Origin of the sequence: Paenibacillus phytohabitans (assembly GCF_013141775.1) — a bacterium.
Taxonomy (GTDB): Bacteria; Bacillota; Bacilli; order Paenibacillales; family Paenibacillaceae; genus Paenibacillus_AQ; species Paenibacillus_AQ phytohabitans.
Map to the genome: position 1 here is coordinate 1 of NZ_WHOB01000047.1, position 25372 is coordinate 25372.

General features: G+C 50.4%; 22 protein-coding genes. 8 read left to right on the plus strand and 14 right to left on the minus strand.

What is annotated here, in order from left to right; genetic code table 11:
* From GC101_RS16335 to GC101_RS16350, 4 genes are all read right to left on the minus strand, one after another.
* The coding region (locus GC101_RS16335; protein ID WP_171718095.1) for an IS3 family transposase at positions 1-266 on the minus strand (266 nt) is incomplete at its 3' end.
* Between the two features lie 11 nt (positions 267-277).
* On the minus strand, positions 278-595 hold the full coding sequence (locus tag GC101_RS16340) for a transposase (protein WP_171718096.1): 318 nt from the start codon (positions 593-595) through the stop codon (positions 278-280).
* Positions 596-1263: 668 nt separating this feature from the next.
* Entirely contained in the window at positions 1264-1911 is a 648-nt protein-coding gene (locus GC101_RS16345) for an FBP domain-containing protein (protein WP_171718097.1), read from the minus strand.
* 253 nt (positions 1912-2164) lie between these two features.
* Positions 2165-3100, minus strand: a complete 936-nt coding sequence (locus tag GC101_RS16350) for a helix-turn-helix transcriptional regulator (RefSeq protein WP_343049724.1) — start codon at positions 3098-3100, stop codon at positions 2165-2167.
* A gap of 112 nt (positions 3101-3212) precedes the next feature.
* Here GC101_RS16350 and GC101_RS16355 point away from each other — a divergent pair, with 112 nt between their 5' ends.
* Both GC101_RS16355 and GC101_RS16360 read left to right on the plus strand, forming a co-directional pair.
* Positions 3213-3632, plus strand: coding sequence for a pyridoxamine 5'-phosphate oxidase family protein (locus GC101_RS16355; RefSeq protein ID WP_171718098.1), 420 nt, complete (start codon positions 3213-3215; stop codon positions 3630-3632).
* Between the two features lie 110 nt (positions 3633-3742).
* On the plus strand, positions 3743-4522 hold the full coding sequence (locus GC101_RS16360; protein ID WP_171718099.1) for a helix-turn-helix domain-containing protein: 780 nt from the start codon (positions 3743-3745) through the stop codon (positions 4520-4522).
* A 27-nt stretch (positions 4523-4549) separates the two neighbouring features.
* Here GC101_RS16360 and GC101_RS16365 read toward each other — a convergent pair whose 3' ends face one another.
* The 5 genes from GC101_RS16365 to GC101_RS16385 all read right to left on the minus strand — a co-directional run bounded on the left by GC101_RS16365 (position 4550) and on the right by GC101_RS16385 (position 11206).
* Positions 4550-5887, minus strand: coding sequence for a glycoside hydrolase family 30 protein (locus tag GC101_RS16365; protein WP_171718100.1), 1338 nt, complete (start codon positions 5885-5887; stop codon positions 4550-4552).
* 70 nt (positions 5888-5957) lie between these two features.
* Positions 5958-7967 (minus strand): beta-galactosidase, encoded by a 2010-nt coding sequence (locus tag GC101_RS16370; RefSeq protein ID WP_171718101.1) that lies wholly within the window; start codon positions 7965-7967, stop codon positions 5958-5960.
* Positions 7968-8054: 87 nt separating this feature from the next.
* Positions 8055-8879 carry a carbohydrate ABC transporter permease gene (locus GC101_RS16375; protein ID WP_171718102.1) on the minus strand — a complete coding sequence of 275 codons (825 nt, stop codon included), beginning with the start codon at positions 8877-8879 and terminating at the stop codon, positions 8055-8057.
* A gap of 12 nt (positions 8880-8891) precedes the next feature.
* Positions 8892-9782: a carbohydrate ABC transporter permease gene (locus GC101_RS16380; RefSeq protein ID WP_171718103.1), complete on the minus strand. Its 891-nt coding sequence runs from the start codon at positions 9780-9782 to the stop codon at positions 8892-8894.
* 77 nt (positions 9783-9859) lie between these two features.
* Positions 9860-11206, minus strand: a complete 1347-nt coding sequence (locus tag GC101_RS16385) for an ABC transporter substrate-binding protein (RefSeq protein ID WP_171718104.1) — start codon at positions 11204-11206, stop codon at positions 9860-9862.
* Between the two features lie 286 nt (positions 11207-11492).
* Between GC101_RS16385 and GC101_RS16390 the strand changes: the two genes are divergently transcribed.
* Entirely contained in the window at positions 11493-13295 is a 1803-nt protein-coding gene (locus tag GC101_RS16390; protein ID WP_171718105.1) for a histidine kinase, read from the plus strand.
* A gap of 178 nt (positions 13296-13473) precedes the next feature.
* The gene (locus GC101_RS16395; RefSeq protein ID WP_171718106.1) at positions 13474-15111 is read left to right on the plus strand and encodes a response regulator; all 1638 of its coding nucleotides are present in this window, start codon (positions 13474-13476) and stop codon (positions 15109-15111) included.
* Positions 15112-15327: 216 nt separating this feature from the next.
* Here the strand turns inward: GC101_RS16395 and GC101_RS16400 are convergent, their stop codons facing one another.
* Positions 15328-18171 (minus strand): glycosyl hydrolase 115 family protein, encoded by a 2844-nt coding sequence (locus tag GC101_RS16400; protein WP_171718107.1) that lies wholly within the window; start codon positions 18169-18171, stop codon positions 15328-15330.
* A gap of 131 nt (positions 18172-18302) precedes the next feature.
* Complete coding sequence (locus GC101_RS16405) at positions 18303-18770, minus strand: MarR family winged helix-turn-helix transcriptional regulator (RefSeq protein ID WP_216626636.1); 468 nt, start codon at positions 18768-18770, stop codon at positions 18303-18305.
* A 116-nt stretch (positions 18771-18886) separates the two neighbouring features.
* Between GC101_RS16405 and GC101_RS16410 the strand changes: the two genes are divergently transcribed.
* Complete coding sequence (locus GC101_RS16410) at positions 18887-19768, plus strand: SDR family NAD(P)-dependent oxidoreductase (RefSeq protein WP_171718108.1); 882 nt, start codon at positions 18887-18889, stop codon at positions 19766-19768.
* Positions 19769-20048: 280 nt separating this feature from the next.
* The gene (locus GC101_RS16415; RefSeq protein WP_042138904.1) at positions 20049-20555 is read left to right on the plus strand and encodes a hypothetical protein; all 507 of its coding nucleotides are present in this window, start codon (positions 20049-20051) and stop codon (positions 20553-20555) included.
* A gap of 410 nt (positions 20556-20965) precedes the next feature.
* Here the strand turns inward: GC101_RS16415 and GC101_RS16420 are convergent, their stop codons facing one another.
* The gene (locus GC101_RS16420) at positions 20966-21115 is read right to left on the minus strand and encodes a hypothetical protein (RefSeq protein WP_171718109.1); all 150 of its coding nucleotides are present in this window, start codon (positions 21113-21115) and stop codon (positions 20966-20968) included.
* A 148-nt stretch (positions 21116-21263) separates the two neighbouring features.
* Between GC101_RS16420 and GC101_RS36160 the strand changes: the two genes are divergently transcribed.
* Together GC101_RS36160 and GC101_RS36165 are read left to right on the plus strand one after the other, a co-directional pair.
* Positions 21264-21431 carry a winged helix-turn-helix domain-containing protein gene (locus GC101_RS36160; RefSeq protein ID WP_246354365.1) on the plus strand — a complete coding sequence of 56 codons (168 nt, stop codon included), beginning with the start codon at positions 21264-21266 and terminating at the stop codon, positions 21429-21431.
* Positions 21422-21544, plus strand: coding sequence for a transposase (locus tag GC101_RS36165; protein ID WP_076244614.1), 123 nt, complete (start codon positions 21422-21424; stop codon positions 21542-21544). The genes GC101_RS36160 and GC101_RS36165 overlap by 10 nt, the downstream gene beginning before the upstream one ends.
* Positions 21545-21829: 285 nt before the next feature.
* On the opposite strand, the gene GC101_RS16430 is transcribed toward GC101_RS36165, so the two are convergent.
* Entirely contained in the window at positions 21830-23728 is a 1899-nt protein-coding gene (locus tag GC101_RS16430; protein ID WP_246354366.1) for a DUF2264 domain-containing protein, read from the minus strand.
* A gap of 6 nt (positions 23729-23734) precedes the next feature.
* Positions 23735-24871 (minus strand): glycoside hydrolase family protein, encoded by a 1137-nt coding sequence (locus GC101_RS16435; RefSeq protein WP_171718110.1) that lies wholly within the window; start codon positions 24869-24871, stop codon positions 23735-23737.
* Positions 24872-25372: the final 501 nt, after the last annotated feature.

Below are 25372 nucleotides of genomic sequence, written 5' to 3' on the forward strand. Positions count from 1 at the left end.
GAGCGTAGCTTCATTTGCCGCATATACACACTCACGGTACGTTCCGTGACGGTATAGCCCTCCTGGTGCAGCAACCGGGTGATTTTCGGACTCCCATACCGCATTTTGTGGTCGGCAAAATGGTACCGAATTCGCTCCTGCACCGCAGCCTTATGGAGTTCTTGTGGACTGGCTTTCGCACTCAGCCACTTGTAATACCCGCTCCTGGATACCTGTAGGGTTTTGCACATCTTCTCCAAGCGAAACTCGGAGCGATGCTTCTTCATGAACTGGAATCTTAGTTCCTTGGTTTGCTGAAGATGTGCACTGCTTTTTTTATGATGGCCAACTCTTCATCTCGATCAGCAAGTTGTTCTTGGTGTTCCTGAAGCTGACGACGAGCCTCCTTCAACTCTGCTTCGAGCTCCCTCACCCGATCCACACTCGCTGCTGGTTCATTCTTGAGCTCTCGATATTGCCCCATCCACTGATGCAGTGTACTTTTAGGGATGTCTAGCTCTTCCGCTAATTCACTGAAGCTCTTCGTCTGTTCTTGAATAAATTTCACAGTTTCCCTTTTGAACTCTTCGTTATATCGCTGACGTTGTTCTCCCATGTGAACACCTCCGTTACTTCTATTATCGGTCCATCCGTTAACGGTTGTCCACAGTCTATTCTAGTCGCAAGTGTAATGGCTAATGTTACAATAATGATCCCTCCCCACATAACATATAAATACCGTTGTCCCACTCGAAGCGAACAAGCCAATCCTAGAGCAATAATAAGTATATTAATGACCAGAATCATCGGAATCGAAATAATTCTACTTAAACCGGTATAGGGAAATTGACTAATTAAGATTATGATTAGAACTACACTCGGAATAAGAGCCGCCGCTGTTTTTATAATACTTTTTCCATTTTTCATTCGATGTCCCCTTAATTACTGGAATACAAGTGTGTGTCTCAAGTACAAATCCTGCACGAAATACAACATTTCCTTCACCATAACGCTCCTAACCCCGAATTGTTGTACAAAAGGCAGCATTTCCCCTCCTTCCAGTCTATTAAACAAACTATTCTTGTATTTCCTGCAACAATCCTCCCAGACACCCGGATTTTTCTGCCTTCGAGTTGTAATTCGTACAACATTTTACCCGAATCCGTTTGACCGCCAGCGATGGGACGGAAGCTTTGAAATAGTAGCTATAATTACGCAGTTTTTTCACTTTAGAGGAGTATATGAAACAAAAGGCCGCCCTAAGGGCGGCCTTCTCCGGCAAACTTATTTCTGCACCGAGAGCACGAACCTCTCCAGCGAGCTTATATTGGTGATACTCTGATTACATCCATGATTATCTATGCAGACGTATTGCCCCACAGAAGCAATGTTATCGGCTGAAGCAAGCTCAGGCTTAGTCTTGACCGTCAGGAAGGCAAGCTCCTGCTGGCGGTTGCAGAACAGGCAATAGCCTTTCTTGTGGGTCGGTATAATTCTGCCCTCTACGCCAATGAATTGTCCTTCGTAGGGATAGACGATGAACAGCTTATTCGTGGCAATGTCTGCCCAGGCCAGATACGTCACATAGCGGAAATCAAACGATGCAAGATCAGGTAACTTCATCTTCTTATTCTTGGGAAACAGCTTCTGAATCTGCTTCAGTGTAATCGGCGGAAATGGCTCCAGATAAGGCTCGAAGCCGCTGATATACTGCTGGAAATCCTCGGCTTTCTCCAGGGTGGAGATAGGCTTCAGCATCTGCTCCTGCTCGGTAGTCAGCGAAGAAAATGCCTCCGTCACATTCACCTCAGCACTGTACCGTACGGTCTCCAGGACACGGCGATCTGCTACAGACCGTAGTGTTTTGAGCACGAAATCCGATTGTTTCTTAATATAATTATATTGATGGTTTCTAATAAATGTTGTAGTCACAGCTCTTCAGCCCCTTATTATTATTGGTCAACCAATAAGGTGCAGAGCCTGCTAATTAGAAACGATAAAATCAGTTTGGGCGATCAAGATCTTCCTGCCGCACCCCACGCAAAGTATCGCCCCAGATCAGGCTCTGCATGAGGACTTCCTAGCTAATGAGCAATTCGTTGCCATCAGTGTAACCCCCTATCAACTTACATGCGAAAAGTATATCAGGAAATTCCGGAGGGTACAATTGATAATCTCTTATCTATCATTCCTCTTCATACACCGCCAGCAGCCCCTTGATCCTCCGCACCAGCTCCGCCCGCACATGGGGCGGCCCCAGACATTCACACTTATCCCCCATCCGCAGCAGCATATTATATCCGAAATCATTCTCGGTAAATGGAAAGTACACGGTAAATTTATGGTTCCCGCAGGGCACTACATTCTCTTCACCGCATAGCTCAAGCATCAGATCCCGTAATGAGGAGTCTATCTGCAGCGTAAGGGTTATCACTTGCTGGCCCGGCGGATGCAGCGGCTTGGGATCAAACTCCCTTGGTGTAAAGGTCTCCTCCAGTACCTCCAGCGCAGTGATGCGGGATAACCTGAAGATACGAAAGTCCCGCCGGGAGATGCAATACCCCTGCAGATACCAGTTGGAGTCCTTCAGCACCAGCCTGTAGGGTTCAACTTGCCGTTTGCTCTGCGTCCCCTCCTGGTTACTGTAGCTGAACGATACCAGTCTGCACCTGTCCATAGCTGTCTTGATGTCGTTCAGATTCAGCTTCAGAATCTTATTGCCCAGCCAGGGAGCATGATCGATAACGATCTGACCTGATTTCAGCTCAATCTCCCGCACCTGCTCCTCGGGAATCAGCCCTTTCACCTTGGCCATCGCATTCAGGATTTCCTCACTCGACATCGTAGAATGGATACTCCCGAGACCCGTTAACAGGGCGGTAATATCCGAAACGGTAAATAATCTTTTCTCCACCTTATATTGCTCCATAATGCCTATGCCGCCGCGTACCCCGGGGTAGGTAACAATCGGAATTCCCGCCTGATTGATCGAATCAATATCCCTGAAGATTGTACGGGGCGTGACCTCGAACATCTCTGCTAACTTGGAGGCACTCACTTTGTCGCGTTCCAGCAGAATCATGATTATGGAGATTAACCGGTCTATTTTCAATGTGATCACCTTTTTTCATTCTACCATAACAACCATGACAGACAGCTGTCATAATTCCGTATGCTACTATCAGCTTAGGCCGCTAACCCGCGGTTCAATTCATTAACAGAGGAGAATGAACATGGAATATGTACAAGGCTTCAAAGAAATTATGGAGGTCAGCGCACACTTGGCCCTAGCCACCTCAATGGATAATAAACCGAACGTGAGAGTGATGAGCCACTTCTACGATCAGCAGAAGGGCATTGTGTATGTCTCCACTATTAAGCAGTCCCCCAAAACCGCAGAGTTTGCTTCCAACGATAAAGTTGCCTTCACAACCCTCCCCGAACCCGCAGGCAGGCTAGTGCGCGTGACGGATGCTATCGTTAAGAAAAGCGGGCATACCGTATATGATTTGAAAACCGGCTTCACGAAAAACAATCCGGCCTTTGAAAGCACGCTGGAAAAAATGGGCCCGATGTTTGACGTATACGAATTTCATTTCAATGAAGCAATTGTCACGCTCGGGCCGATGAGAATGGAGAAGATCACGCTCTAAATAGAGTGATCTTAAGCATCCGGCTTACATCACTCTTAAGTTCAGCTTATAAAGATGGTAAGATAGGTTGGTGTTTATCAGCGCTTCAGCTGCAAGGAGGGAGGATCGTCATGGACATCCACAAATACGAGCACCTTGTGCCGGATGTCTTTCTGTTTGTGGACCGCAGATCCTTTGCCGACTGGGAGATTATCAGCAGCACCATAGATTTCCATGATCTGTCGTTCATCGTGGAAGGCAAAGCGGATTACTTCATTAACGGGGAGAAATTCACTGTAGAAGCCGGAGATATGCTCTATGTCCCTTCCGGCAGTGTAAGGGAAGCCCATACCTTTGCCGAGGCACCCATGCATTCCTTTGCGTTCAACTTCTTCTGGACGGGGGCGGATAATCATGTACACCTGCCGTTTGAGACCGTAACCAAGAACCGGATGACCAAGGAAATCCTCGATGATATCAGGGAGTTCTCGCATAACTGGATGGGCGGCCAGCCTTTTTATAGAATGAAGGCCCGGGCCATCTTCCAGCTGATTGTCTACCGCCTGCTTAATATTGCCCATCATCAGGAGACGCCGCTGCTTGATCCAAGAATCCACAAAGTCATGGCTTATATCATGGATCACTATGCGGAGGAGGTTACGATTACAGCTCTGGCGGAGTGGATCGGACTGAATCCCGTCTACCTGGGTAAGCTGTTCAAACAGAATACCGGCTCCACCTGCAAAGAATTCCTGAACAGGGTCAGGGTCAATAATGCCGAGATGATTCTGTCTGCGGGCGGGTTCAATGTGTCTGAGGTGGCGGAGCACTGCGGGTATCATGATGTGGCGTACTTCAGCAATGTGTTCAAAAGCATGAAGGGGTATCCGCCGTCAGCTGCTTTGAAATGACGGCGGATGGAGTCATGTTAGTCTATTTTACAGAATAATGGTATTAAAAGATTCCGCATCCAGCATCAGCTTATAATGCGTCTCATCGTTAGCCAAAAGAATCGTTCTTGCTTCCTTGAACGGATTCGCGATCACCAGCACCCGTCTGCCTTCCGGCGTCCCGAATGCCAGTGCATTGCCTGTCCATCTGCCCTTCAGTCCGATTCTGCGGGAGCCGGGGCCAATGAAATGAGCGAAATGCTTCATGACGTAGAACTCGGGATTATGCACGGCCTTCGGTTCATCCGGATCTACAGTAATCATGGAATTTTGCTCCCATCCCCAGGTACTGCGCCCTTTCGGCTGAAGCACCATGTTCCAGTAGATATAGGCGTTCACGCCATTGGTGAAGTAATGCTGATACAGGTTAAACACATATTTGGCATAAAACCAGGTGTTCTCCCCATCCCCGCACTCATTCTCCGTCTGCATGTAGCGCAGTTCAGGATAAGCCTGCACGGTGCGCTGAATGCCATATTTGCCCGCCCACTGGTAGCCAACGCCTTGCACATATTTGTATGCTTCAGGATCGCTTAACACCGTGTGCGCATAAGCATCGAATCCGCTGTCCTTCTGCTTCATCCATTCATCCCAGGGCTCCGGCGCATTAATCGTACCCAGCCAAATCTCCGTATCCAGTCCATGCTGTTCAAAAGCCGGTCCCAGATAGTCACGGATAAATTCACGCAATTGCTCGCCCGTCCATACGCAGGAGGGAAATTTCTGATCCGCAACCACTTCGTTCTGCACATGAACCTGATGGATGGTGATGCCTTCCCCGGCATACGCCTGTACAAACTTCACAAAATATAAAGCATACGCCTCCAGAATCTCCTTCTCCCAGCGCAGCGTGCCGTAATTATAAGCCCGGGGGAACTTCATCCAGGTGGGCGGACTCCAGGGCGAGGCGAATAATTTCAGCTCCGGATTCAGCTTCAGCGCCTCCCGGATGTACGGAATCAGGTACTTGCGGTCCCGTTCGATGGAGAAATGCTCCATGGCGTAATCGCCGTCGGTTTCATTCAGGCTGTACCATTCAAGCGCATAGTCACTCGCCCCGATCGGCAGCCGGCAAATACTGAATTTATGATCCCCTTCCGGATGGAAAAGCGAGTGCAGTACCGCGCTTCTGTCTTCTGCAGCCAGCAGGTTCAGCGCCTCGAACCCAAGCTCATTGAAGCATCCGCCGAACCCTTCAATGTTCTGATGAATTTCTCCGCTGAACGCCAGATCCGCCGCTCCTTCCGCTGCTGGACTTTCCACGCTTCGGGAAACCCATGGTTCATTCTCTGTACTTGATACCCAGACTATATCTTTAACGTCCATATTGCTGCCTCCTCATCCTATCTCCCTATGCGGAGGATCGTTACTTACTCCTCATAGTTAAAGCAATTTATTAACCTTCACTAATAATAAATACGCCCCAAGCCTCAATCTTCAGCTCCTCAGCATGCGCTACGGGATTCCCGGACAGAAGCTCTTGCCCCGCGCCATACGGATACTGGAATGTCACGGACTCCGCCGAATAGTTGTAGTAGTAGCGGATGGTACTGCCATGCCGGTTCACACCGGATTTGACGATTAACGGGAAGGATAGCTGCTGGTCTTCGCCCCACAATCCGGCAACCTGGAGCGTATCCCGCAGGATGACCGCCAGCGCGGCAGGCTCCGTCATACATCCGATATAGGTGGCGGTACCGTCACCGAAAGAATTTCTGGTAACCGCAGCATATTCGCCCCACTGGGGATGATCATAGCTGGCGAGTACTTCGGCCGAGTCTGGAACAAGCATTTCCATCCACGTTCTAACGGTATGAACGCCTGCTTCCGTTCCTTCCGGGAACAGCTTGCCGGTAAGTCCGGCAGAGGCATTAGGCGTGGCAAAATGGCTGTAAGTCACTCCACAGGCCTCATGAATTACGCCCGGCTGCGCTGAATGCCGCACCTTCACCTGCTCATCGGTGAATCCGCTTTTGAAGGAATAGACGGCATGACCGCCGCTGCGCACATACTCATTCAGCCGCTGCAGCGCCTCGTCAGAGACGGCGTACAGGGCAGGCACGACTATCAGCTCATAGTCGCTCAAACGTGTGCAGGACGGCTGGATGAAATCACAGGCGATATTCATTCTGTACAATTCATCATACATCCAGCGGACCACATCGTTATAAATCACGCCGCCGGGCAGCTTGAACCACTCGATCGCCGACAGTGCTTCGTTGCTGACCATAACAGCCACTTTGCTGGTCTTCTTGAGTCCAATCAGCTGATCACTCAGCCGCTTGAAGTCAGCACCGATCGTCCGGGCTTCCTTATACACCGGATTAGGCAGGAAGTCGTGACTGAGCAGCCCTTTCCAGTAGGTCTCGAACGAATTATGAATCGAATGCCAATGCCAGTAGGCAACCATAGAGGCACCCGAGCCTAAATGACTGAAGGCTTGCAGCCGCAGCTGCTTAGGGTACGGCGTCCACTCAGGAAAAGCCTGCGCCTGTGTCTCAAGGACGAAATAGTTATCCTGCTTCAGCGAACGGGTCATATCTCCCCCGAACGAAATCTCGGCACCGGTAAGGTTGTCCTGCGACGGATGATAGATATCTACACCGGCAATGTCGAACGGAGCAGCTGCGGCAAAGTGATCCACGGACGGCTGCACCCCAAACGAATGCCCTCTCCATTCAAAATCAAAATTATGTGTCGTAAACTGCCCTGGCTGCTTATACTCCCCGACAATTCCAATCTGCCACGCCAGAAATTCATTTACCAGCCCGCGCTGGAATCTGGCAAATTCCGCACCCAGACTGCCGTTAATCGTGCCAACCATCGACGGGAAGTCCTCCCAGCTGTCGATCCGGTTGCTCCAGTAATCCAGGCCGAACTGATGGTTAATCGCCTCAAGCGTTCCATAGGTTTCTCTCATGTATTTGACGAATTTGAGCTGGACATTCGGTCCGGCGGTCTCATAATGCTTCGTTTCATTATCAATCTGGTAACCGATAACTGCCGGATGCTTGTGGACCACGGCCATCAGTTTACGGATGATCCGTTCTGCGTAGAACAGATACACGGGATGGGTAATGTCCATAATCTGCCGCGCACCGTACTTCCCTTCACCTTGTGCCGTGACGGCCAGCACATCCGGATGCTCTTTGACCATCCATGCAGGAATAGCGTAAGTCGGCGTGCCCACAATGACATGAATTCCGGCAGCATGCATCGCATCCAGCACTCTTGTCACCGGACTGAAATTAAATACGCCGTTCTGGGGTTCATGGGTACTCCAGGTGGACTCGGCAATACGCACAGTATTGATTCCCGCTTCCTGCATCATCCGGATGTCTTCATCCAGACGGTCATAAGGCATGTATTCGTCGTAATAAGCAACACCGTATAGCAAGTGATCCATTGTTGTCCTCCTAAAAGTTTTGTGAGCATCTACTTCCCTGTGATTGCTTCGTACAAAACTCGCTTCGGAAGCATACGCAGTGTGATATTAACCTTTTACAGCACCGGCAGTAACGCCCTTCGTAATCTGCTCATTGAAGATCGCATAGATGACAATCGCAGGGATGGAGGTCAGCACCATGACGGCAAACTGTGAGCCATAATCAGAGGAATACTGGCCGGCGAAATTCATGACCGAGAAAGGCAGCGTTTTCAGTGCATCCTTGCTGAGGAAGGTCGAAGCCATAATGAACTCATTCCAGCAATTCAGGAAAGTAGTTACGACTACCGTCACCAGAGCAGGTGCTGTAAGCGGTGCGATGATCTGGAACACAATCCGGTAAATATTCGCCCCGTCCACAATTGCCGACTCTTCCAGCGCTTTGGGGATACTCCGCAGGAACCCGGTCAGGATGAACGTCCCCATGGGCACGGATACCGCAGTGTAAGGAAGAATTAGACCCAGATAGGAATCGGTCAAGCCCAGCGCTTTGAAGATCGCGAAGTTGGGCAGCAGGGTGGCATGGATCGGAATCATAATCCCGAGCAGGATGATGGTGAAGAATACCGAACGGAACTTCCAGTCCATCCGTGTAAACGCATACCCTAACGTCAAGGATAGCACAACCGTTAATAGGATTGTAACCGTAGTAATGAACGCACTATTAATGAAATAGCGCAGGAATTTGCCGTCTACCCAGGCATTGATATAATTCTGCCACTGCGGTGCGCTTGGCCATTTCAGGATACTTGAAGAGTAGAATTCATTGCTGCTGAGGAATGAGAAATCCACCAGCCAGATTAACGGGAACAGTTGAACCAGGGCGACAACAAGGAAGAACACCCATAGTATGGTTTTAGTGCTTTTGGTCATGGTGTTTCCTCCTTAGAATTCCGTAGCATCACTGCGGGTAAGTTTGTTGCTGAGGTAGGTAGCCAGCAGACAGACGACGATGAAAAGAATCGAAATGGCATTGGCATAGCCGTATTGGCTGGCCGAGAATGCCTTGTTATAGAGATACACAGCCAGGAATTGGGTGGAATCGCCGGGGCCGCCATTGGTGGTTAGGAACACGGTTTCCATCTGCTTCAAGGCGGTAATCATAGCCAGTGTGATCTGTACCGTAATGACCGGTGACAGCAGCGGAACGGTGATCCGCAGTTGCAGCTTGAAGCCCGAAGCTCCATCGAGGGAAGCGGCTTCATACATTTCATCCGGGATTCCTTTGAGGCCGGCATAATAGAATAGCAGCCCCCAGCCGAATCCGGCCCAGATTAGAATGAACAGCATCGTAACAAGTGCCGTACTACTGTCCCCCAGCCAGGCATGCTTCAGGAACCCAAGGCCCAGTGTATCCAGCAGTTTGTTGAACGCACCGAAGGTAGGGTCGAGCAGCGACAGCCACATTTTGGAGATAACCACTACTGAAATCACGCATGGAATGAAAAAGATCGTTCTGAACCACTTCTCCGCTTTCCCGCCCAGGCGGTCCAGCATAATGGCAAAGAAGATGGCAATCGGATGTTGAATGAAGATGAAGCCCAAACCCAGCAGGACGGCATTTCTCAGCGCCAGCCAGAAACGTGTATCGTGAAACAGCAGCTCCGTATAGTTAGCGAACCCTATGAATGCAGACGGTGTGCCTGGTGCCAGGGTATCCCGGAACGAATAGTATGTGCTGAGCACAATCGGGACCAGAAAGGTTAGGGAGAATAAGAGAATTCCCGGGAAGACGAACAGGAAGATGGCCATTTTATTGTTGAATACTTTTTGCATGGAAGTCTCACTCCATCCTTAAGATTGGAGAAGGGCAAGAAGATTCCTGCCCCGTCCCCTTTCACTCTCTATATTTGTTATTGGGATTCCGCTGCTTTCTGCAGGTCTGCGAGCAGCTCTTCAGGTGTCGATCCGCCGGCGAAGAACTTGCCGAAGGCATTCTGGCCATCATCTTTGAACTTCGGAGTTCCGTAATCAAGACCCAGTGAACCTGCGGTTGTTGTTGCTCCGGTAAGAACATCTGTCAGCTGTTTCTGCAGCCCGCTTTCCGTGCCGGTCAGCTCATACTTCTGGGCAGGAACAGCCGCGCCGGTATCCCAGACGGTTTTGGCCCATTGATCTGCTTGCATTAGATAATCGAAGAATTTCTTGGCTTCTTCCGGATGCTTCGAGCTGCTGACCAGTGAATAGCCGCCGCCATTCCAGGCCAGAAGGTCTGTATCCTTGCCTTTGCCGCCATCCACTACCGGGAATTTCAGCACAGCCACATTATTGCGGAAGTCTTCGGACAGACTTTCATTCGTAGCCATTCCCGCTTCCCAGGAGCCCATGTACCACATTGCCGCTTTTCCCTGCGTAAATAAGTTCTGGGATGCGCCGTAGTCTGCGGTCATGAAGGATTCCTGGAACAGCTTGGCATCTCTTGCCTCTCCCAGCAGCTTGGCCGCAGTGATGAAGCTCTCATCCGTTGTGAAGTTCTTCTTCTGTTCCACCGCATCCAGCATCAGGCTCTGATCTCCGCTCACCCGGATAACCAGATCCTGGAAGAATGCCGCGAAGCTCCACAGGTCTTTACCGTTCACCGACATCGGCTCAATGCCTTTATCGCGGAATTGTTTAGCTGCATCCAGCAGCTCCGCGTAGGTAGCGGGTACATTAACGCCATTGTCTGCAAATATTTTTTGGTTGTAGTAGATGACCTCATAGTCGCTGTTCCGGGGCAGGCCATACAATTTGTCATTGAAGGTGAAAGACTTATATACGCCCGGGAGGAAGTTGTAGGTCTCCCCTTCGTACCCGGCCGGATCCAGCTCTTTTACATAACCAGCCTGAACCAGTGTATTAAGCTCCGCTCCCCCATGCACCATAGTGATATCCAGCGCTTCATTTGAGGCCATATAGGCTTTCAATTTGTTCTTAAAAGGCTCTTCGGCCAGCGTTTCGAGTTCGATTTTCACATTAGGATTCTCTTTGGTATAGTTGTCGATCACCATTTGCTCGGCCAGGCCCTGGCCCGATTTCCGGTCCGGAAGGTTGGAGAACACGCGCAGTGTGACTTGTTCAGCAGCGGGATCTGCGGAGTTGCCGTTTGTACTGCCTGCACTCTCATTCTGATCGTTGCCTCCGCATGCACTGAGTACCGAGACAGCTGCCAGCGCTGTAATCAGCAGTAGATTCCGTGTAGCTTTTGTATTCATAACCATTTAATCTCCCCCTAGTTGTTGTTGATTGTGCTCGCCTTCTTTGTTGTGACCACATCGTAACAGAGAACCTGATCCGGGGTCAGTAGAGAAAAAGAGAGTAAAGTTTAAAATTGTCGACTCCTCTTCCGGCACCCTTGTTTAAATGCAGCAATACGCATAAGATAAGTGGAAACGGCTTCGCCGTCCTTTTTAAGGCGGTACCGTTTCAGCGAGAAAGATAAGGAATATTTAATGCGCGAAGCATATAAATTCTTATCTTTTAAAAAACAAAAAGGTTAGTGATCATGTGCTGCGTTTCTATTTAAATATGAATCTGCGATATAAGATAACAATTCTTATCTTCCTTCTGATCACCGCAGTAACTTTTGCTATAGGCGGATATTCGTATACCATCTCAAAAAAACAGATCATTAACAAAGTAAGCAACTCCAATCAGAGCGTGCTTAAGCAGATTGACAGCAATCTCTCCCGGATGCAGAAGACGATTGCCGACTGGGTTACGGTATTCAGCCTGGCTTCCGTTGTACAGGAGACGTTAAGAAGCAACACCCCCGACTCTGTCGAGATCGAGGATCAGTTCTATAACGGACCAACCGCGTCCATGATGAACCAGATGCTGGTAACCGGTAATTTCGATTATCTGGCGCTGTACGGCAGCCTGTCCGCACCCATGTTTCAGGTCGCAACCGATGACAGCAGCGGGGCCTACAGCCTGGACAAGATCACTCCGCACAATATTTATAAGGAATCCGTTGCCCTGAACGGCGCCTCCTACTGGTTCCCGCTGACGGAAGAGAATAATGTCTTCATTCAGAGCAACCGCAATGACAAGCTCGGCATGACCCGGATTATCCGCGATATTGTAAACGGAAACAGAATCGGCTTTGTATTTGTCGGCATTAATCTGGAGACGATCCGCAGAACCTATCTGACGGATCTCTATGATCAGGACCACGGTATTCTTATTCTGAATGAGAGCGGTAAGCAGCTCCTGGCCGCAGGTAAAGAAACGTATGACAAGAAGGCAGTAGACTTCGTGATGAAGCAGGCTGAAGCCGGTATTCTGTCCGGTTATACCATCGTGAACCTGCAAGGCGGAGATACGCTGCTGAACTATAATATCAATGCCAATGGCTGGATTACACTGTACAGTGTGCCGCTGAGTTCGTTGACCGAGGAGCTTAACTCGATTAAGTCGGCTGTGCTGATCATGATTCTGGCCAGTTTGCTCCTTAGTATACCCCTGCTGATGTTTTTCTCCTCATTCCTGACTGCACCGATCAAGACCCTTCTGCTGTCGATGCGCCGCTTCCAGAACGGTCAGTTCGAAGAGAAGGTTAACATTAAATATTGGGATGAGATCGGCCAGTTGAGCCGGGGGTACAACAACATGGTCGCCAATATTAAGGCGCTGGTGGACGATGCTTATCTGCTCAAGCTTAAAGAGCAGGAAGCGGAGCTCAAGGCGCTGCAGTCCCAGATCAACCCCCATTTTCTGTACAATATGCTGGATACAATTTTCTGGGAAGCCGAAGCTGCGGGGCAGGACAAGATCAGTGAGATGGTGATCAACCTCTCCAGATTGTTCAGATTAAGTCTTAACCAGGGCAAGAGCTTCACCAGCGTAGCCAAAGAGAAGGAGCTTATCGAGCTCTATCTGTCCCTGCAGAAAATGAGATTTAAAGACTCTCTGGATTTCGTGATCGATATCCCTGATGAGCTGCACCCCTATGTCATTCTGAAGCTCAGCCTGCAGCCTTTCATTGAGAACGCGCTGATTCATGGGATTGAACGTAAACGCGGCGGCGGCCGTGTGAGTATCAGCGGACAACGGACCGGAGATCAACTGATGTTCGTGATTGAAGATAACGGGGGCGGCATGAGCAGCGAGACCCTGCAGAAGATTCTCACCCTGCCGGATGAATCGGATATTTATACAGCCCGGGATACCGGGGGATACGCGGTGCAGAATGTCCAAGCCAGACTGAAGCATTTCTATAAAGGGGATTTCACTTTGAAATACACCAGCGTCCCGGGAGAGGGTACACGCGTGGAGATCGTAATTCCGGCTATCTTGAATGATATTTAGGCTGAATATAAGAAGAAACGGCTTCGCCGTCCTCTGAAAGAGGCGGCATCCGTTTCTCCAAAAATAGAAGGATAATGGATAGCGTGAAACCTATAAATACTTATATTTCAAGTGGAAACAGCTACGCCGTCCTTTTAAGGACAGGGCGTTTCAGCGAGAAATAGAAGGATAAGTTATCATGCGAAGCATAAGCGCAGAGGACCGGAGGGATTATCACTTGTTTAATATGATTATCGTGGACGATGAAGAACGGGCCCGTGTCGGGATCAGAACCCTAATCGACTGGCAGGCGCACGGAATTGTGATTATTGCCGAGGCCAGAGACGGCCAGGAAGCACTGGATATTCTGGGTACCCATCCTGTCGACATCATGCTGACGGATATCCGGATGCCGCAAATGGACGGTCTGGAGTTAATCTCCATTGTCTCCGGGAAGTATCCCCACATCAAATCGGTGATTATGAGCGGATATGATGATTTCGCCTACGCCCAGCAAGCCATTAGAGTCGGGGCCAGCAACTATCTGCTGAAACCAAGCCGGAGACAGGAGATTCTTAATACAATACTGGACATCACCGAGCAGATTCAATCGGAGAAGCTGGAGATCAAATCGCTGGAGCATCTGCGGCAGGGCTTCCGGGAGAGTCTGCCCCTGCTGAAAGAGAAGACCCTAAGCCAGCTGGTTCTCACCGAGAGTCCTGCATATCCGCAGCTGCTGGCCAATCTGAAGATGAACAATCTAATATTTCCTTATCTGCTGTATGGCGTGATTCTGCTGCGGATTGATAATTTCCGGCAGCTGCACCAGAAATATCTGCATGAGGATACGGAGCTGCTGAAATACGGACTGAAGAATATTTGCGAGGAATCCCTTCCGGAGACGATTGTATGTATCGCCTTTGAACATCAGGATGATATTGTCCTGATCCTTAATACGGATGAGCTGCTGGATCATGAGGAATTAAGCGGATATATCCGGATCATTCAGGATAATATCCTGAGTTATCTCCGGTTCACGGTCTCTGCCGGAATCGGAAGTATAGATAAGAATCTTCAGCATTTACGGCGTTCTTTTCTGGAGGCATCCCAGGCGCTGAATACGAGAAACTACACAGGCACCGGCAAAATTGTGGAGTTCAGCGGGGAATTTGATGATGAAGCCTCCCAATCCTCCTACCCTTTGCATGAGGAGCAGGAGGTGCTTAAGGCTGTCCGGAACAGCTCCCCCGAAGAAATTGCCGGGAAGCTTACCCAGTTTAACGTGGCCCTGCAGCCCGAAACGGTATCCAGGGACCAGGTGATCAAGTCGAGCTTCGCCCTGTTCTTCGCCCTGTATAAATTATGCATTGAGAATAACGTCAACGTGAACAAGGTGTTCGGACAAAATCTGACCGAGCTGATCCAGGTTCTGTCCCGCTCCAGTCTGGATCATATCTTTCAGTCTCTGCTTGAGACTGCCCTTCTGGTCAGTGAGCATTTGACCTCCAAGAAGAACAGCAACAAATTGCTGGAAGCAGCCAAGCTCTATATCGGGCAAAATTACATGAAGGATATCAACCGTGAGATTGTCGCCCGGGAAATCTATATTACACCCGGCTACTTAAGCCTGCTGTTCAAGCAGCAGCTCAAAATCAGCTTCACCGATTACCTGCATAAGATACGCATAGAGCATGCATGTCTGCTATTCAAAGATCCCGGAATGCGGATCGAGGATATCGCTCTGCAGTCCGGGTACAATGATACGAAATATTTCTATCAGGTGTTCAAAAAGTATAAGGGGATTACTCCGAATCAGTTCCGTAGTAATGCGGAGTAACGTGGAGGATGCGGAGGAACGGAGAGTGATGCGGAGTTGCGGTGAGTGACGCGGAGTGACGCGGAGTTATGGAGAGTTACGGGGAGTGACGGGGAGTAACGCGGAGTGACGGAGAGTAACGTGGAGTGACGGGGAGTAAGGGTAGTGCGCATAGTGTTGCGGGTTTCCGCCGCCATCTGCTTGACGATGGCGGCGGTCCCGGCAACCTGCGGGAAGTCAGCTGTGATAGCCCTCCACCGGCCCCAGATAGGAATACGGCAGCGGTCCGGCAGACAATACCAGCTTCTGCAGGACAAGTCCGGCATCCAGTCCGTAAAAGCGCAGCGTATGCTGTCCCTTGACCAGTACATGACGGGTAACCTGCGTATGAATATTGTCCATCACCGCACGGCACCACGGCTCATTGTCATGATTACCGCCCTCATAACCCGGCGGCAGCGCATCTGCGGTGACGGGCGGTTCCCCGTCGAATCCGGCGGCATACTTCAGGCCGCGGATTGGAGACAACTGGTTAGTCGGCGCAATATAGGCGGTCAGGCTGTATTCCCCGTCCTGATGGACGAGCAGCCGGTACTCCAGATAGGGTGCTTCCTCCGGCTGATCAAAGGAGCTGCCGGCGGGGAACATTTTGACCGAAGACAAGGTCCGTCCGTAGTTGTTAATAGTCTTCCACTGGGCTCCGGATTTCGCCACGCGGTTTAGAGTATGCTCCGCTTCGATAGAAACGGTATTTTGCGTCTCGATGAAGGTCATCGGCGGCACATTAGTAATATCAGTCCACTCCACTGCTACTTGAACGGTTACGATTGTACCGGCACCTGAAAGGGTAATATGGCCCGAAGCCGCCCCCTGCACCTTCTCCCAATCTACTGAAACCCGGATCGCCGCTCCAGTATCCACCCAGCCTTGGGTCCGGTCCAGCCTGATCCATTCCGCACTTCTGACTGCCTTATATTCGAACCCGGCTCCGCCGCTGCTGACCGTAATCTCATAAGTCTCCTGCTGAAGATTCGAAAACGGAGTGAGACCCGCTGTCCCTGCTGTGTAACCCTGCTCCGTTCCCTCTACACCAACAATTATGATGGCTTCCTTGGCAGGGGTCACTCTGCTGACCTCCGGATAACTCCAGCCGTCCGCGTTCCAGTTCACATAGCCGACATGCGGAGAGCTCATCATGCCCTGCCATTTTCCGCCTGAGATTCCGCTATTGTAGTGCTGCTCCAGCTGCTTATCCCGCTCAATAGACTCCAGTACCAGATCGGCATAGGTATTGGCAAGTACACTGCCGCGTCCGGCATGCAGCCTGTTCAGTCCGGCGTAGATCTGCATCTTGACCACGTTCGCCGAGGCCACTGCCGGATAATAGACCAGCTGGTAATAGGCATCCTTGAGCGCCGCTGGGAGCTCAGACTCATACCTGGCCGCCGCCTGCTCCAGGCTGAGCGCCTGTTCCAGCACTCTCTGCGCCTCTTGATGATGCAGCACGCTGAAGGTGCCCGCTCTGACAATCTCCGGCTTGCGCCGCCCGTTCATCCGGGTGTAATCCGCTAACACCTGCGCAATTCCATCAACCGTCCCAGGTGTAAGGTCTGATCCAAACTGTTGCTCCACCCAACGCCGGGTGTACTCCTCTGTCTGGTTAATCACTCCGGTTCCCCAGGCTTCAAAATCATAGGCTAAGTCCATGAAGTAGGATAGCGGCAGCTCCATCGGCTTCAGGTCGCCGACATTTACCACCCAAATATCACGGATGCCGTAATCGAACGCCATGGTCATCTGCTCCCAGACCTTCTCCAGCGGAGTCACATTCACCCACTCGTAGGAATGCGGGCCTCCGTGGTAGTCAAAATGGTAGTAAATTCCCCAGCCGGCCTCCCGCTGCTGCTCATGTTTTTCTGGGATTTTGCGGAGATTGCCGAAGTTGTCATCCGAGAGCAGAATCGTCACATCCTGCAGGACCTCCCAATCCTTCAGCCCTTCTGCTTCCGCCGTACCGTACCAATACTTCTCGACCTCCTTGTACACAGCCAGAACCTGAGGCATATGCTCCAGATTGTATTTCTTCAGCAGGGCCTTCTGAGTAAGGATAATCTGCTTCAGCAGCTCAATATTCTCCTGGTCTGAGCCTTCAAGGGCAGAGTCACTCTCTCCGCGCATGCCGAGTGTAACCAGATTATCATAGTATCGGTTGCGCTTAATTCCGTCTTCCCAGAAGGCGGTAATCGCCTGCGGGTTGCGGGCGAAATCCCACAGATTGCTTGTCCCGTACTGCGCGTACACCTTCTGCCATTCGCTGCCGGCCCGGAACAACGGCTCATGATGCGACGTTCCCATAACAATGCCGTATTCATCGGCATGAACTGCATTGGCAATCGGACTACTTTTACCATTCAGACTGAATTCTGCACTCCACATCGCCGGCCACAGAAAGTTCCCCTTCAGTCTCAGGATCAGCTCGAACACTTTGTCGTAGAAATCCTCATTGAAATCGCCAAAAGCATGCGTGACCCAGGAGCCGAGCGACGGCCAGTCATCATTCAGGAAGAACCCCCTGTATTTAACGGAAGGTTCTCTGGAACTGCGATTCAGTCTGCTTACAGGAATGGACACTGTGGTGTTCTGCTCCGGAACCACATCGGCAAAATACACCCACGGGCTGACCCCGATCAGCTCAGAAATGGAGTAGATGCCATAGATTGTCCCGCGTTTATCGCTGCCCGCAATGACAAGCGCCCGGTCCACGCCAGGCAGTGGAGCCTCAACCAGCTGCAGCCGGTAGCACTCCCGCTTGCCCTGAATCGCCGTAACGTCGAGGATACCTTCTGCAATCAGCCTGTCAATCAGCTCATTTCCGCCTATGGGTCCGGCGATGACAACGGTTCTTGAGAGCTGTTCTTTTCGTGTCAGAATCACAGGTGTTATCCCGCTCACCAGCTCGATATCCGCGCCGAAAGACTCCGCCACCCGGCGCAGTCCGTTATAATCTGCCCCCTTCGGGTCCAGATAAATATGAACCGCCTGGTCTGGCGCGGCAAGTATAAAGTCCTCATTCGATTTCATGGAATAGCTTCCTCCCGGATTGTCCGATTTCGTATGCTTACGCACATTATATAGAGAAAGCGATTACAGGATCCATGGTCTAACTAGCAAGTTTTTGTAATTAGTAAAGGAGGCGCTAAGCCGTCACCTGCTTATAGCCCGTTGAACTGCTTGAGCATATGAATGAACTGATGCAGCTCGTCGTCATTCCATACCGCAGTCCGCCCGAAGAACACGGAACCCTTCTCGTTCAGGGCAGCTATTGTCTGCTGCTGTCCTTGCTCTGTAAGTGAGAGAAGGATGGCCCGCCCGTCATCGGGTGAGGCCTCTCTGCTCACATAACCCAGAGGCTCCAGTTGCTTGATTAGACGGCTGACCGCGCTGCGGTCCATAGCCGTTGCTTCCGCAATGGCGGCAGCACTTGCCGGCCCATAGGAATAGAGCCAGCGGACAATATGGAAGGCAGCCGGCTGCAACGAGGAATCGAACCGCGCGGCGGCTTTGACATTCAGCGCATGGGCTGCGCTGATCAGTGCGTTAAGCTGCTCTCCCAGCGCCAGCTCCAGCTGTTCTCTTGAGTCAAGCTTTGATTGATTAATGTTTATAGGGCCCTGCTTCATATTCATTCACCTGTCCTTAACTTCAGAAATAACCGCCACCAATATAGTTGACATATATCCACCATATAATTATAGTGGACATATATCAATTATACGTCATTTAAAGGAGAATAACCATGCCTAAACAACCAACCGTTGTCATCACCGGAGCCACTAGCGGACTGGGACAGCTTGTAGCCGTCCAATTGGCGGAAAGAGGCTATGCGCTTGTCCTGACTGCCCGCAGTGAAGAACGTGCTGCGGCTACCAGAACCATCATCGAGGCCCGTCAGCCTGCTGCAAACATCCGTTTTGTCTATGGAGACCTGTCGCTGATGCAAGATGTGAACCGGGTTGGCGCTGAAATTGCTGCCGCCTGCCCTTCCATCGATGTACTTTTGAACAATGCAGGAATCCATGCCTTCGAGCCCCGCACCACTGCCGAAGGTTTGCCGGAGATGATGGCTGTGAACTATCTGGCACCCTGGCTGCTGACGCATAGACTGGAGACTTCACTGCGCAGTGCAGGCAAGGCCAGAGTAGTCAACGTAGCCTCAGAGGCTTCGCGCCGTCATGGTGTACTCCGCCTGCCCGGGGACCTAACGGATACTGCTGCTTTTACTGCCCGGAGCTCCTCTCCTGTCTACGGCAAAACCAAACTGCTAAACATCATGTTCACGGCAGAACTGGCCCGGCAATGGGCCGGCAGCGGAATAACCGTCAATGCCCTGAATCCGGGCTTCAATGTAACCGGACTGGGACGCGAGCTGCGGTTCGCTTCTGTGATCGAACGGATCCTGAAGATTGTCCGGCTCGGAGACCCGCGAAGAGGAGCAGAGATTATCACCCGGTTAATCGTGGACCCGCATTATGGGACAGTAACCGGAGGTTATTTTAACGTGGGCACAGGAAAGTCCATTGTACCGGTATCCCCTGGCGGCGATGAAGCGATGCAGCGCAGGTTGTGGGCAGATACACGGGAGTTGCTGGGGGAGATACTGGGAGAAAACCGGGATTAGGATGAATAGATTGACTTTATATTCCATTGTTGATAATGTGAAGGGGCCAAATGGTTGTAAATACCATACGGAGGATTCAATCATAATTTTTGTCTTTACCTGTGTGGTTCAGAGTTGTTAACTTAATGTATCTTGCTCAACACTCGGGATGAATACTAGGAATATAAATTAGAGTTTACTCATGGACAATCAGTTTTCCATATTGTGCATGAGTTATTTTACGTGGAGATATATCCTAACCCTACTCTTACTATATAAATGATAGAAATTGAGGTATGAGATGAAAAACACAAAAAAAATTATTATTGGATTCATTTCCTTAATAATAGTATTAGCAGTATTTTACGGAGGTTATTTCAAAAATAATAAAGAGATTGAATTTTTCCACGATAAGTTTGGAATACCGCTCCCAAAAGAAAGCAAACTTATATACAGTTATAAATCATATGGAGCATTGGGCGATGGATACCGGTTATATATCTATCAGGTCACTTCTAAGAGCATGAATGATATAGTGAAAAAGGGCCACGCAAATCATTGGTCTGAACTTCCTCTTCCATCAGATTTCACAGCTTCATTCTCCAAGAAAATTAGGGCGATCACAGACGAGACAACATCGAAGCTAATAACGCTTGATGCTGCACGGGGGTACTATATGATTAGAAATAACCAAACGAATGCTTCTATTACAGGAACTAATGTATTTAATTCCAGCTTCGACAACGTAATGATCGGAATTATGAATCTTGATAATAATAGAATTTATTTATTATCGTATAACATGTGAGATTCCGAAATATATAGATTGAACTTGAAACCTTTTACGGTGTTCAAGCGGATATTTATCCTTTGCAAATACGAAATATTGGAAATACAGAGGTTAGTGGATAAGGATCAGTCAGCCGGGTTTTCATTTGTTTCATTTGTGAGTAACGCACTGGGATACAATTTATCTAATGTTGATTCATCTACTTTTAAGAAGAACTTGTTTTCAAAAATTAGTTGATTCGTATTAGATCCGATTTGATCTAACTTTCTTGCTAGCTCAGATTCCTTGAATATACTTTGTTCATTACTGGCACGAAAATGCCATAAGGTGTATAGAGTTGACTAAAATACATTTTTGCGAGTCTTGATTCTACGGATTTCATCGTTTTTACTGATTCTACGGATTTCACTGATTCTACAGATTTCACGTTATTCTGAAAAATTAGTGTTAACAGGATTTTTATCTGTCTTATTTGCGGTTACCATTTCTGGATAGGAGCCTGCTTTTGAATTGGATATTAATTCCACTCCTGAAATAATAGTCAATGCAAGGGCTATTAAGTATATTTTTTTAAACATATTATTTCCATCCTTTCTATACCAACGATTATTCCTACTTTAAAATACTATATTCACTATATTCACTAAAAATACTATATAACTTGAACTCATAAAATGGATCCTTCGCGAGTTCAGCGAGAAATATGCCCTATAAGGAATCTCTAAAATGCTGAATCGGCTTGGTTTTAGCTACACAAAAGCCACCTATACGCTGGTACGAGCCAGCAAAGAGGAACAAAAACAATTCCGCGAGGTCACTTTACCTGAGCTGAAGGAGAAACTGAACCAAGGAAAAATTGACCATCTTTTATTTGAAGATGAATCATGGTGTTAGACAACGCTCACACTCATCATGCAGATGCAATTCCGCCGTTTCTGCGAGAGAATCCGAGACTTCAGCTTGTTTTTCTACCCAAATATAGCCCTGAACTTAATCCTGTTGAATGATTGTGGAAATGGCTAAAACACGAAGTAATAAACAATGTCTTTTTTCATAAGTATTACGTCATCCGTACTCATGTCGCAGCTTTCATGAAACGGATCCATAAGAGCCCTCTTGAATTGATTGATCGGCTACTGGTCCGGACGTAAAGATTTGCGGTTCAATCTATATAGTTTCCGCGTGATGAATAAGGATTAGTCGATTTCCAAACACGTTAGATGAGGTCATATGGGATGCATATAATCAAAAACGGCCGCACCCTCACAATCACGTGAAGATGCAGCCTTTTTCTATTGTATCGGGATAAAAATTTCCGTTCCGCCCGTAGTTTGAACCGTGATGCCATTCTCAGCAAAAGTAACCTTCAGCAAGGACTCGGGAGATTGCTCCAGAATATTACTGACTCCGTTCGCCTGATGAGCTGAAGAATCAGCCAAAGGATCACCGTATACAGCCGAAGCCAGCCAGTGAATTCCGGGCTCAAGCGTAGCCGTCAATGTTGGCAGTACCGTCCGGGGACGCAGCAGGTTCGTGTTGGCATTGGGCCAGATGAGCTCTGCCTTTCCGTAACCCGTCAGTCCTTTGATTCCGCTGGTTCCCCAAGCTGTAGATACTGCTGTGCCTGAGTTGTCGGTCTGCTGCGCAAGCTCCGTTTCCTGGCCCAGGGCGAACCCGCCTTCAGCGGCGTCAAGTGCCCGGCCCGTCTCAATCCGGTGAATCCGGATATGCCAGGGAAGCCCTGCTACCACCCAGGTACGGACTTCCACATTAGTCCATGGCTTCCAGACCGACCGGAGGACGTTGTCCGTGATCTCGGATTCCACATTCCGGCGCCGCACGCGGTACAGATTGTCCCCGCCTTCGCTGAGCGCAAGCATGGAGTCGAATGCCCCCTGCGACAGCCCCCACTCAGAACGGGGTACGCTGAACCCAAAGCCTGTGGAATAGACGAATTTCTCGTATTTGGCCGAGGTATGGGTATGCTCATTCGTGTACAGGTGGCCGCTGTTGAACGCCGCCACATGACCGGAGGCCGGCTCGCGGACCAGAACAAGATGTGCAGGCTTCTGAACCATAACTGCCGGGATTTCCGGCAGGGGAAGCTCCTCTTCGCTCCAGAACGGATGCTCTTCACCAAGTGCGAGCGGCAGGAAAGTCTTCAGCGCCCAGTAGGGTGAGCCGGGGGCATTATAATTCTCCGCCATGACCAGATTCGGATACGTATATCCAATGGTCAATACGCCTGCTGCATCAAAGATGGGCTGGCTGAACCACCAGCGCAGATTGCGCAGAACGATGCCTTTTACCACACCGGCAGGGAAGCCTTCAACATCCGCATAAGCCAGGGCACTCCAGAACGCAGATTGGGCGAATCGGTATGCCAGGCTGCGCCCGTAAGGAAGTGCAGAACCGTCCGTGGCGAACCAGCCCAGGAATTCAGCGGCGAACAGCCGGGCGCGTTCTTTGAACAACCGGGAACGCTCTGGATCCTCCTTCTCCATAAGCTTCGCATAGAGCAGCGAATAGTAATGGATCGCAAACGGTCCATAATAATCGCAGTGCCCGTCAACACCGTCACTGTACCAGCCCTCTCCCAGATAGAATGCATCCATCCGCTGCAGGTTGTTCTCCAGCTGCACCGCATCATACGGACGGCCGATGGTGCGGAACCCAACATTAACAAGTACATTGAAGAACAGCCAGTTGCAATCATAGCAGGGATGGGAGTTAATCTGATTCAGCCAGTTGTACAGGTGATCCTGCTCCTGAAGAGCAAGCGGTGACCAGATCTGCTCCGGAACCGCTGCAAGCGCGAAGCCGAAGGCCGCCATCTCGACCAGACGCTGGTCGTAATCCCGTACATCTCCCCAATATTCTTCGTGAGCAGGGTCGGTGCCATGCCGAATGCCATTCAGCACGATGTCCCAATTTTCACTGCTTCCGCCTCCGGCGAGCAAGGGGACCAGCCCCCATAATACCCGGGAAAAACCCTCCATCCCGGCAGTTGCTGCCGGATAGCTCGCTCCGGTTCTGCCGATCTCAAGTCTTGCGCCGCCTTTGCTGTAGAGCGGACGCAGCGGATCCGTTAGCTGTTCAAGAGCGGTCACAAGGTCCGACCGCGTCTTCAGCGGATTGTCTGCAATCCGCAAGAATAATTTGTCTGATGCTGCTCTCCCGTTAGTCATCATATCTTCCTACTCCCAGTAGAACGGGCCGGCTTCTTTGATCCGCGCCAGCGCTTCAACATAGAAGAAATCACCGTAGATCAGAGGAACATCGATATTCCGGTTCTCAGGATAGTTGCTTGTACCGTGAAGCAGCAGCCCTTCTTCCTCCGCATTATCCCAGGTCCCATAATTCCGGTAGAGGGATTCCGTAATTCTAAGCGCGCCGTTCCGGTAGACATGTGCCTCCGATTCATCCACCTGGCTCGCCAGCAGCAGCAGGCCGCTCGCCGCGCAGGAACCGGCGGAGCTGTCACGAATCTCGCCGATCTCACCGGGAGCCCGGAAATCCCAATGCGGAACCTGATCCTCCGGCAGACGGGTCAGGAAGAAATGGGCAACCTGCTTGGATGCATCAAGGTAGCTCTGCTTGCCGGTATGATGATAGGCCAGCGACAACCCGTAAAGTGCCCACGCCGCGCCGCGCGACCAGGCCGACTCTGGTGCGTAACCCTGTCCGCCGCGCTTCTCTACCACTTCACCCGTTTCCGGGTTGAAATTGACAATGTGATAGACAGAGCCGTCCGGCCGGATGAAATGCTCCAGCACCGTATCCATATGGGCCTCGGCGATATGCCGGTAACGCGGGTCTCCGGTTACTTCAGAAGCCCAGAAGAGCAGACTGGTATTCATGCTGCAGTCGATAATAGCGACCCCGCTGTTGTCCTCACCTTCTCTCCATGGATTCCAGGCACGGATATAGCGGCCTTTGAGGTTGAAGCGGGCAGCCAGATAGTTGGCAGCCTTAAGCGCCCGGACCCGTGATTCCTCTGCGCCCGTGAGCTTGAAGTTGGCTACGCTGGTCAGTAGCCACATGAAGCCTAAGTCATGATCCAGCTTCACATAACCATCCAGCACCTCGTCCAGCCGCTGCTCGCAGCGTTCGGCAATCGCCTTTAGGCTCTCGTCCCCGCTCCCGGCATAGAGCTGCCAGAGCATGCCCGGCCAGAAGCCGGCCGTCCACCAGCTCGGTGTCTCCAGTACGTACTTGCCGCCTTGGCTGGCATGGGGGAATTCCGCGCCGATTCTCAAGCTGTTTGCTCGCGTTTTCTCCAGTGCCTTACTCCAAGCCTCATCTACCCATACCTGCTGTATTGTTCCACTCATCTGAATCCCGCCTTTGTTTGAATGATAAGTTCTGATTTATATAAGCTGAACGAATGATTTCTACGTAAAATTAGCTTTAAATGCGGTAAGTGTGGGGATTCCGGGCGGCGTGCGCGGTAGCTTTCCCGGCGGTGTGTGCGGCAGCTTTCCCAGAGGCGTGCGCAGCAGCTTTCCCGTCGGCGTGCCCGGCAGCTTCCCGGCGGCGTGCGCGGCAGCTTCCCGGCGGCGTGCGCCGTAGCTTCTCCGGCGGCGTGCGCCGTAGCTTTCCCGGCGGTGTGCGCGGTAGCTTTCCGGGCGGCGTGCGCGGTAGCTTTCCCGTCGCTGCTATCGCCGCAGAAGTTCCGGGTTTCTCCGCTCTGTTGTTAAATCCTGCATAAAATACAACATTCCCCTCCATAAACCGGCTCAAATCCAAAATTGTTGTACAAAAGGCAACATTTCTTCTCATCCAGGCCGTTTAATGAAGAAATTGTTGTATTTCATACAACAATCCTCCTACAC

Coding starts and splice junctions, on each gene's coding strand:
- GC101_RS16340 (WP_171718096.1), bottom strand. CDS start 595: ATGGGAGAACAACGTCAGCGATATAACGAAGAGTTCAAAAGGGAAACT.
- GC101_RS16355 (WP_171718098.1), top strand. CDS start 3,213: ATGGAATATGTACAAGGCTTCAAAGAAATTATGGAGGTCAGCGCACAC.
- GC101_RS16360 (WP_171718099.1), top strand. CDS start 3,743: ATGGACATCCACAAATACGAGCACCTTGTGCCGGATGTCTTTCTGTTT.
- GC101_RS16365 (WP_171718100.1), bottom strand. CDS start 5,887: ATGGACGTTAAAGATATAGTCTGGGTATCAAGTACAGAGAATGAACCA.
- GC101_RS16370 (WP_171718101.1), bottom strand. CDS start 7,967: ATGGATCACTTGCTATACGGTGTTGCTTATTACGACGAATACATGCCT.
- GC101_RS16375 (WP_171718102.1), bottom strand. CDS start 8,879: ATGACCAAAAGCACTAAAACCATACTATGGGTGTTCTTCCTTGTTGTC.
- GC101_RS16380 (WP_171718103.1), bottom strand. CDS start 9,782: ATGCAAAAAGTATTCAACAATAAAATGGCCATCTTCCTGTTCGTCTTC.
- GC101_RS16385 (WP_171718104.1), bottom strand. CDS start 11,206: ATGGTTATGAATACAAAAGCTACACGGAATCTACTGCTGATTACAGCG.
- GC101_RS16395 (WP_171718106.1), top strand. CDS start 13,474: ATGCGAAGCATAAGCGCAGAGGACCGGAGGGATTATCACTTGTTTAAT.
- GC101_RS16400 (WP_171718107.1), bottom strand. CDS start 18,171: ATGAAATCGAATGAGGACTTTATACTTGCCGCGCCAGACCAGGCGGTT.
- GC101_RS16405 (WP_216626636.1), bottom strand. CDS start 18,770: ATGAAGCAGGGCCCTATAAACATTAATCAATCAAAGCTTGACTCAAGA.
- GC101_RS16410 (WP_171718108.1), top strand. CDS start 18,887: ATGCCTAAACAACCAACCGTTGTCATCACCGGAGCCACTAGCGGACTG.
- GC101_RS16415 (WP_042138904.1), top strand. CDS start 20,049: ATGAAAAACACAAAAAAAATTATTATTGGATTCATTTCCTTAATAATA.
- GC101_RS16420 (WP_171718109.1), bottom strand. CDS start 21,115: ATGTTTAAAAAAATATACTTAATAGCCCTTGCATTGACTATTATTTCA.
- GC101_RS36160 (WP_246354365.1), top strand. CDS start 21,264: ATGCTGAATCGGCTTGGTTTTAGCTACACAAAAGCCACCTATACGCTG.
- GC101_RS36165 (WP_076244614.1), top strand. CDS start 21,422: ATGGTGTTAGACAACGCTCACACTCATCATGCAGATGCAATTCCGCCG.
- GC101_RS16430 (WP_246354366.1), bottom strand. CDS start 23,728: ATGATGACTAACGGGAGAGCAGCATCAGACAAATTATTCTTGCGGATT.
- GC101_RS16435 (WP_171718110.1), bottom strand. CDS start 24,871: ATGAGTGGAACAATACAGCAGGTATGGGTAGATGAGGCTTGGAGTAAG.